The organism is Planktotalea frisia, assembly GCF_001890925.1.
GTDB classification, from domain to species: Bacteria; Pseudomonadota; Alphaproteobacteria; order Rhodobacterales; family Rhodobacteraceae; genus Planktotalea; species Planktotalea frisia.
The window spans coordinates 1-8797 of the sequence record NZ_MLCB01000020.1 but is presented as its reverse complement, the minus strand read 5'-3'; the positions used below and the strand labels follow the sequence as shown (position 1 = coordinate 8797).

Genomic DNA, 8797 nt, shown 5'->3' with positions numbered 1-8797 from the left:
TCAGACAATTTCCGCGTCATAACCCATGAAAAAATTCGGGTTTTGGGGTAGCAGCGGTATACTGATCGTAAGAGATATTCGTCCAAGCCTCAGGCACGCTTTGCGGCGCCCTATAGGCGCTTTGAGCAAGGCTGCGCGCGATGGATTTCACTGTCCCTACATCGAATGTTTCAGGCGCACCAAGCTGCATTTGCGGCTGTTGCTCAGACCCTAAAGCAGGGGTGGCAACGAGGGCGGCGAGCGATGCTATAAACTCGCGGCGCAGCATTACACAGCCCCCCGTTTGCTTTTCCACGGAGCGCTCTTGAACCACGCAGCGCCAAAGGCGACGGCGATGATAATCGCAAAGCCAAGCGCGTTGACCCAGATCATCGAAACATGCGTGCGCCCCACATGATCAAACAGCACGCCTAGCAAGCGCGCGAAATACATCGACGCAATAAACACGGCGAGCGATTGCTGACCCACTTTCATGATCACCTTGAGCACGACAGCCCAAACATTCGCGCTGAGCGTCGCCGCCCCCGAGGGCAGCAAACGCGCACCTTTTTGTCCAACGAGCACCCAAGCGACATACGCCGTGGCGAGAAAATGCACGTAGCGCAAAACGCCAAAATCAGATTTCTGGATCAAGATGTCGAATTCTTTGCGCCACTCCAGAAAGACGGGGAACGCGTTAAAGATGCGGAAATACGCGAAAGGGAGCGAGATCAGGATCACCGTGACTGCGATCCAGAAAAGGCGTCGATCCACAGGGGGCGCAGGGGTCCAACCAGACATCAGCGCGAAACCTGTGAAAAAGATCAACTGCCAGCCAAAAGGATTGAAGAACCACTCACGCTCTGACCACGGCTCCGCAGGGAGGTTCCAACCTGTGACCTGAACGAACAACCACAAAGCAACGGAAGCAGAAAGCGCCAAGGCGACATGCACACGCGCGAGCGCATACATCACAGGCATCATCGCAAGAATCACCAGATACATCGGCAGAATGTCGAAATAGTTGGGCACATATGTGAGAGTGATCAGGCCAAGCAGGTTGGTCTGCGCATCCTTAAAGAACGGATAAAGGTTGAGCTGACCCACATAATCGCGCCCCTCAGGAAGCACCGTGTTCAGCGCCACCATCGTCGCGGCAATCGCGAAGAACAGCGCGATATGCGCCCAGTAGACTTGCCACACACGAAAGCCCACGCGCGCAGTGCCCATCGCCAAACCACGGGTCCGAAACACACGCCCAAACGCGATGGCGGATGCCATGCCAGAGCAGAACACAAACGTCTCCGTTGCGTCGGAAAAGCCGAAACGCGCAGGGATCCAAAGGGCGAGCCAATCGTTGGGTACATGCGCAATCAGGATGATGAACATCGCAATGCCGCGAAAGAAATCGAGCCGCGGATCGCGGACTGTTGCGCACGCAACGCTTTGCGTTTTAGAAACGGGGATGGGCGTGATCGACGCATCGGCCATAGTCATAACCTTTGCGCCTTATTCAGCTGCGAGCATCAGCTGGGAGCGACGCGCCTCAGCGATCTGGCTCATGCGGCGCGCGGCAAAAGTGTCTTCGCGACCTGCCCGCAAAGCGGTGCGGGCAATCAGCAAGCTTTCCGTCTCATCCAACTGGCCTGCGCGCAAACCCGCCTCAATCGTGAGACGCTCAAACACGTCGCGTTGCGCATGGCTGCCGCCGATGTTTTGAAAGCTCGGTTGCGCACGACGCAGACCCGCAAAGGCCGTGCCATAATCACCATCTCCAAAAGCCGCGAGACCTTGCGCGGCAGCAACGCCAGGATCTTTGAGGATCGCAGTCGCCTCACCGCCATTGCGCACAGCATCCGTCGCGATCCGCGCGGTCATACGTGACGCAGCACCGCTGCGATTGTCACCAGAAAGCGCAAGCATGTAGTGCAAATCAGCAAAGACAAGGCAGTTGTCATTGGTGCATGCTTCGGCCAAATCCGCCAGCTCTTCCCAACGATTGCCTACGTCGATGCCCTCAAGCTCAAGCCGTACAAGCAGCGAACTCGCGTTAGAGAAATCGCGAAAGTCATCTGTCTTTTCTTCCCGCACTTTGCGGTCATAAAGGTCCAGAACTTGCGCCACATCCCCCTGATCCAAGTGCAAGATCGCCTTGTGCCACCACACGTGGAAACGAAAGTTGTTACAATGGCTCCACGCGTCGAGGTTGTTGTCGATCAAGGCAATACCTTGGGTAACGCGGTGGGTCATATCATAGACATGCGTGACCGCGTGCAGACCCCAAGCGTCATCACTCGCGCGCGTGAGACCTTGCAAGCCTGTGCGCTCTGCCGCCTCGTAAGACCCCGTCTCTTCCATCGCGAACGCAAGACAACCCAGCGCATATCCACCAAGTGCATGATCCTCGCCATGCGCGCCAATCACACGTTCAATCGAGCGGCGCATGCCGTGATTGTCGCCAATGATAAAGCGAATGCCGTGGGACATTTTCATGCTGATCGTATCGGCCGGATTGAGCCGCATCGCCGCTTCCATATGGCCAATCGCGCGGCTTGCGTAGCCATCAAGCCAATCTTTCAAAGCGGCGCACCAGAGCTGTTCGCGCTGTGTCGCGCCGCATTGCTTCAATGCCTTTTGCGCATTGACGCTGGACTCATGCGCCACTGGCATCAGCTCACGACGCGCGAGCATCAAAACCGCGAGGCCTTTGATCGCGTGACCCATGGCAAACTCTGGCGCGCGCTCGAGCAATGCCGCCAGATGCACAGGCGCGCTTTGACCGTGTGACAAGATACCATGCACGACGCCGTTCCAGTCGTTTAACGCTTTGGGGTCACTCAAACTGATCGGGCATGTGCAAATATCGTGATACATCGGGTCGGCCTTGTCTCGTGCCCCGTAGCGATCTGCAGGGGCGTTGAGAATGGCTTAACCCGCCCTTCCCTCACTCACACATCACGTGATCATGAGCGCACAAAAACGTGACGCAGACTGATATTTCCGTGATCAGGCCTTTGGTCTTAGCGGTTTTGCGAGGCTTGCAAGCACTTGTGGCAAGCGGTCTGTGTCCTGGCCAAAACGCGGCGGTGCGCTGCGATAGGTGACTGGCGTTTTAGAGAATTTAAGGGGATTCCCCAAGAGTTTCACCGATCCTTTCGCCGTTTCAGGGTTCGCAACATCCACCACTGCCCCTCGCGCCTGCGCTTGGTCAGAATTGAGAGCTTGCGAAATCGTGTGAATCGGCCCGCTTGGCACGCCTGCGTCTTTCAGTTTCTGTAACACATCGTCGCTGTCGAGTTTCGCAAGCGTTTCGCGAATGGCCGCGTTAAGTGGATCACGGTGTCTCATGCGCTCTGGATTGGTGCGATATTGCTCTGTTTCGGCAAGGTCTGCACGCGCAATTGCGTGGCAAAATTTCTGGAACTGGGAATCATTGCCGACCGCGATAAGCACATGACCATCTCTTGTCTCAAACACGTCATAAGGAACGATGTTCGGATGCGCATTTCCGCGTCGTTTGGGCAGATCGCCAGAGGCAAGGAAATTCGTCCCCTCGTTGATCAACCACGCCATTTGCGCGTCCACGAGCGCCAGATCGATGTGCTGCCCCTGCCCTGTTTTATCACGGTGGCGCAGAGCGGCGAGGATACCGATGCAGGCATACATCCCACACATGACATCCGCGATGCCGACACCCACTTTCATTGGTGGACCATCAGCCTCACCCGTAAGCGACATGATCCCACCGTAGCCTTGCGCCATCAAACCATAGCCGGGCAAATCGCGGTTCGGACCCGTTTGACCGTAGCCAGAGATAGAACAATATACAATCTCAGGGTGCATTTCACACATGCTCTTGTGATCAAGACCATACTTAACCAAAGCCCCCGGTTTGAAGTTCTCGATGATCACATCCGCCTGTTCTGCGATCTGATGGATCAGCGCTTGGCCCTCAGGGGTCGAGAGATCCGCAGCGATAGAATATTTGTTGCGATTGGCCGCCATGAAGTAAGCGCTAAAATCACTTTGACCATCCGGCGTTTCCGCGAACGGTGGCCCCCAAGCGCGCGTATCATCGCCCCCTGTTTTGGGGTTCTCAATCTTGAGCACCGTCGCGCCCATGTCACCAAGCAGCTGTGTTGCTGTCGGCCCTGCGAGAACACGGCTAAGGTCGAGGACGGTCAAACCATCAAGCGCACCTTTGGTGTTAGAGGCGTCCGTCATAGCTTTTCCTATCAATTTCAGCGGCGATCAGGGTGAAGGTCTCTGAACTTTGCGCTGCTTTGAGCGCGGCCTTCAGTTCATCAGTATTCCGCACATGATGCCCTTTTCCACCAAATGCATTGGCGACAGCCGCGAAGTCCGTCGTGCCGAAATCGACGCCTCGATTGGTCATTTGACGTTGCCGCTGTTTGAGTTCGATGAGCGCTAAAGATGCATCTACAAACACGACGAAGATTGTTTTCAACCCCTGCTCTGTCGCAGTGGCAAGTTCACCCGCGACCATCAAGAAACCTGCGTCGCCCGAGAAAGACACGACCGTGCGATCAGGCTCCACCAGTTGCGCGCCCATCGCAAGCGGAACCGCGCAGCCCATCGTGCAAAGGGCCGTACTTTGCGTCAGCGCGCGGGGAAAATTGCATTGCCACATCTGGCTCAGCAGGATGCGGTGTGCACCGCTATCAACGGTGGCAAGGGTGTCGGCTGGCAACATCCCTTGGCAGGTGGCGATCACATGATCCGGACCCCAGTCACCCTGCGGCGCAAAAGCTTTCTTCAACGCCTCTTCGGCCCGTTTCGGGGCCTCATCGGGCCAAACGGTCTGACCCGCTTCAGGGAGAAGTGCCACGACAGAGGCAGCGCAATTCCCGATGATATTGTAAGTGGCGTGGTGCATATAATGCGTGTTCGGCTCTGCGGTGATGTCGATCACGATTTGCGTTTCAGGATCCCAGGGATTTTGCCAACCGGCACGCATCTCAATCGGGTCATATCCAATCGCAAGGATCACATCTGCCGCGCGCACAAGTGGTAACAAAAGGGTGTCCGCCTTGGGCGACAGCCCTGCCCCACCCATCGAAAGCGGATGGTTTTCAGGCATCAGTCCTTTGGCTTTGTAAGTGGTGATCACAGGCGCATTCAAACGTTCCGCCGCCTCTTGCACCGCAACGCTTGCGTCTTCGCTCATCGCATCAACGCCGGCGATAATCAGCGGGCATTTAGCATTTTTGAGAGCTTCGCGCGCGGCTTCAAGATCGGGACCAACAGGCGCAACAGGGCTCGCCATTTTACGCAAAACCCCCTGCCCGCTCGACGGTGCATCCGCGACAGAAATCGGCACGTCGATATGCACAGGCCCTTTGCGACCTTCCATGGCGATGCCGACAGCTTTGTCCGCGATCACATGCGCGCGCTTTGCCGTTAAGGTAAACGTCGCTTTGGTAATCGGGCGAAACACTTGAGCTTGATCGAGCACTTGATGCGTATAAATTTGTGCCTCATCGGCATCGACGCAACCCGTGAGAACAATCAGCGGCACACGATCCTGACGCGCGTTTTCAACAGAGTTAATTCCGTTCAACGCCCCCGGTCCGACCGTCGCAATCAAGATCCCCGGCGCACCCGTTCGGTGATATGTGCCTTCCGCCATGAAGCCGGCTGCGTTCTCGTGCTTGCACAAAACGAAGGTGATGCCCGCCTCTTCCAAAGCATCGAGCAAGTTGAGCACTTCGCCCCCCGGCATGCCAAACGCCCAACGGCATCCGGCCTCATAAAGACGTTTGGCAAGGACATCAGCTGCGCGCATTTGGGTATTCCTGTGTTTAAGATCCCATTTTATTTGCGTCATGGCAGGCCTGTGCGCAACACAACTCCGCGTGTGAGCATTGAAATATGTGCAAGGTTTTGATTAGGAAAATTTGTACTTTTGTGCTGCTCTGATAACTGTGCCCTATGAACAACTTAACGATCAAACAACTCAGGTACTTCGAAGCGGTCGCCAATCAGCAACATTTTGGCCGTGCGGCACAAGTGTGCAACATTTCGCAGCCAGCTATTTCAGTGCAGATCAAAGAGCTTGAGGAAAGCTTGGGACAGACCCTATTCGAGCGGCGCGCGCGACAGGTTTGCCTGACCTCATTTGGCGAACAATTTGCCATCCGTGTGCGACCAATTTTGCGAGCTGTTGATGACCTTTCAGATCTTGCGCGCGCGTCTCACGAAGGGTTGGTTGGCAAACTTCGGCTTGGGGTTATTCCCACCATCGGTCCTTATTTGCTCCCACGTATTGTCGCACAAATGAACACTGCTTATCCGCAAGTTGACCTGCATATCAGAGAGACACAAACGCACAATTTGATCAGCGATCTTTTGGGCGGCGCGCTTGATCTTGCGCTCGTTGCTTTGCCGATTTCTGAGCCCGAATTGACCGAGCTTCCTTTGTTTGAGGAACGCTTCGTTTTGCTACGCAGTGCCAGTGATGCGGGCAAGCCCGTTCCCGACGGATCCGCGCTTTCGAAGATGAAGTTACTGCTTCTGGAAGAGGGTCATTGTTTTCGCGACCAAGCGCTTTCTTTTTGCCGTATGCCAAGCAATGGACCGAAGGAAAGCATGGAGGGCAGCTCGCTCTCGACGCTGGTGCAGATGGTTGCCAGCGGTCTTGGTGTGACGCTTATTCCGCAAATGGCCGTCGCTTTGGAAGCGCGTTCCACTGACGTCGATGTCGCGCGATTTGCCAAGCCTGAACCGACCCGTACCATCGGTTTGGTCTGGCGCAAGGCATCGCCAATGAGCGCGAGGTTCGAGAAGATTGGAAACCTGGTGAATACGAGCATGGATCAAATCCCTAAAAATTAAGATACTGACAAATATAGGTTTTTCAGATTGTCAGCTGACAATTTTGCCCGTTACCGACAGATTTCACCAACCGATCAAGTGAAAAACGACCTTCTCTAGAGATCTTTGTCAGCCGTCGTAAATATCCGCCGGGATTGGTAAATTCGCTCATGTTTTCAAGCATACACAAGACGATCGCGGGGGGGATTACTGAACGAAAGGTCGTAACATCAACTGGGGCAGCATTTAGTAATTCAGTCGGGGCAGAAGATATTGTGTTTGATACAGCCGATTTGTCTGCGGACGGGCGATTTAAAGGAACAGCTTCGGGCGGCGCGTTCACTCAATCAGGCGCTACGTTTACGGGCACTGGGCAGAGTTTTGAGGGCATGATCGGCGGAGACGCTGACGGGGTGGCCACATCTGTTGCCGGGGCGTTTACGATGGATCAAGCTAAGAGCGATGGAAATCAGTATCGCGAAACCGGCGTGTTTGTCGCCGATTGAATTGAAGAGACAGTTTAACATCAGAATTAGCGCATCTTAACAGATGCGCTTTTCTTTAGAACATTGGAAAGTTGGGTGCCGGCATACTGAAGCCTCCACCGGCGGCGGCAACGGCATCGACACTGCTTCTTAAGAAGGCGTCGTAGTCGACTTGTTGATTTCGAGCGCCAACAAGGGCGACGCACGAGGCGAAACATTCTCAAAGGTCGAGAACTTCGACGGTTCCGAATTCGACAACACATTGATGATGAGCAACGGAGCAAACGTCATGGACGGAGGCTTGGGCAGATGTGATATCGCAGATTGGCACCGTAAACTTAGTGCACCGCCTCATTTGATATGCGATGGGGCAGCATGACCAGACCCAGCCGTTCTTCTCTCTATCGCCGCCATCGTTTTCCGCCGGATGTGATCGCCCGAGCGGTCTGGCTGTATTTCAAATTTCCGCTGAGTTTGCGAATGTTTGATGATCTGTTGGCCGAGCGCGGTATCATCGTGTCGCACCAGACGATCCGAATATGGTCAGAGAAATTCGGTCGTCAGTTCGCTGCTGACATTCACCGCAGATCGGCTGGCCAGTTTGATGAAAAATGGCACCTCGACGAGGTTGTAATCACAATGTGTGGCAAGAAACACTGGCTGTGGCGCGCGGTCGATCAGGACGGTTTCGTTCTGGATGTTCTGGTACAAAGCCGTCGTAATGCGACGGCAGCCAAACGCCTCATGCGCAAACTTCTTAAGCGACAAGGATCAGTTCCACGCGTCATGATCACTGACAAACTACGCTCGTATGGAGCCGCTAAGCGAGAGATCATGCCCAGTGTCGAACATCGATCGCACAAGGGTTTGAACAACCGTGCTGAGAATTCCCATCAACCAACGCGACGGCGAGAGAGAGTGATGAAGCGGTTCAAATCGCCAAGGCAACTGCAACGGTTTGCTTCCATCCATGACCCCATCTACAACTTGTTCTATTTGCCTCGCCACGAAATGACATCCACCGACTTCAGGGAAATGAGGTCGCTTGCCATGCAAACTTGGCACGAAATCGCACAGGTTTCAGCTGCCTAAATCTAAAGGCCCGCGGCCTTCTTCAACTTGAGGCAGTTAAGTTTACGGTGCCACCAGAACTGCTCTTGGCCAACCATCTCAAAACTCTGCGCCTACCGACCTTCCTGCGCGAACACGACAAGCTCACGCGCATCTGTGCCGCGCAGGGCGTGGATCATGTCCGTTATTTGGCCCGGCTGACCGAGCTTGAACTGATCGACCGCGAACGCCGTATGGTCGAGCGCAGGATCAAATCCGCCAAGTTCCCAGCCGTCAAAAGCTTGGACAGCTTCGACTTCAAAGCGATCCCGTCGTTGAACAAAATGATGGTCTTGGATTTGGCGCGATGCGACTGGATTGAACGGCGTCTAGATGTAGATATGTACGGACTCTCGGGACACTTCCTGTAAATTCCCTGATTTGGGATG

At 54.8% G+C, this 8797-nt stretch carries 8 protein-coding genes and 1 pseudogene; 4 read left to right on the top strand and 5 right to left on the bottom strand.

The features are described from left to right. Nucleotides 1–16 precede the first annotated feature (16 nt). The 5 genes from PFRI_RS01220 to PFRI_RS01200 all read right to left on the bottom strand — a co-directional run bounded on the left by PFRI_RS01220 (nt 17) and on the right by PFRI_RS01200 (nt 5785). Complete coding sequence (locus PFRI_RS01220; protein ID WP_139292063.1) at nt 17–295, bottom strand: hypothetical protein; 279 nt, start codon at nt 293–295, stop codon at nt 17–19. After that, nucleotides 268–1476: an OpgC family protein gene (locus PFRI_RS01215; RefSeq protein WP_072628946.1), complete on the bottom strand. Its 1209-nt coding sequence runs from the start codon at nt 1474–1476 to the stop codon at nt 268–270. Before PFRI_RS01215 ends, PFRI_RS01220 begins: the two co-directional genes overlap by 28 nt. 12 nt (nt 1477–1488) lie before the next feature. Then, on the bottom strand, nt 1489–2853 hold the full coding sequence (locus PFRI_RS01210) for a tetratricopeptide repeat protein (protein ID WP_072628945.1): 1365 nt from the start codon (nt 2851–2853) through the stop codon (nt 1489–1491). A 132-nt stretch (nt 2854–2985) separates the two neighbouring features. Next, entirely contained in the window at nt 2986–4203 is a 1218-nt protein-coding gene (locus tag PFRI_RS01205; RefSeq protein WP_072628944.1) for a CaiB/BaiF CoA transferase family protein, read from the bottom strand. After that, nucleotides 4187–5785: a thiamine pyrophosphate-binding protein gene (locus tag PFRI_RS01200; protein WP_111445669.1), complete on the bottom strand. Its 1599-nt coding sequence runs from the start codon at nt 5783–5785 to the stop codon at nt 4187–4189. The genes PFRI_RS01205 and PFRI_RS01200 overlap by 17 nt, the downstream gene beginning before the upstream one ends. 146 nt (nt 5786–5931) lie before the next feature. Here PFRI_RS01200 and PFRI_RS01195 point away from each other — a divergent pair, with 146 nt between their 5' ends. From PFRI_RS01195 to PFRI_RS01170, 4 genes and pseudogenes are all read left to right on the top strand, one after another. Then, nucleotides 5932–6834: a hydrogen peroxide-inducible genes activator gene (locus PFRI_RS01195; RefSeq protein ID WP_072628942.1), complete on the top strand. Its 903-nt coding sequence runs from the start codon at nt 5932–5934 to the stop codon at nt 6832–6834. 254 nt (nt 6835–7088) lie between these two features. Beyond that, complete coding sequence (locus tag PFRI_RS01185; RefSeq protein ID WP_072628941.1) at nt 7089–7319, top strand: hypothetical protein; 231 nt, start codon at nt 7089–7091, stop codon at nt 7317–7319. Nucleotides 7320–7673: 354 nt separating this feature from the next. Continuing rightward, entirely contained in the window at nt 7674–8390 is a 717-nt protein-coding gene (locus tag PFRI_RS01175; RefSeq protein ID WP_111445667.1) for an IS6 family transposase, read from the top strand. Nucleotides 8391–8437: 47 nt separating this feature from the next. After that, nucleotides 8438–8767 (top strand): annotated as a pseudogene (locus tag PFRI_RS01170) (ATP-binding protein); the annotation flags it as partial. Nucleotides 8768–8797: the final 30 nt, after the last annotated feature.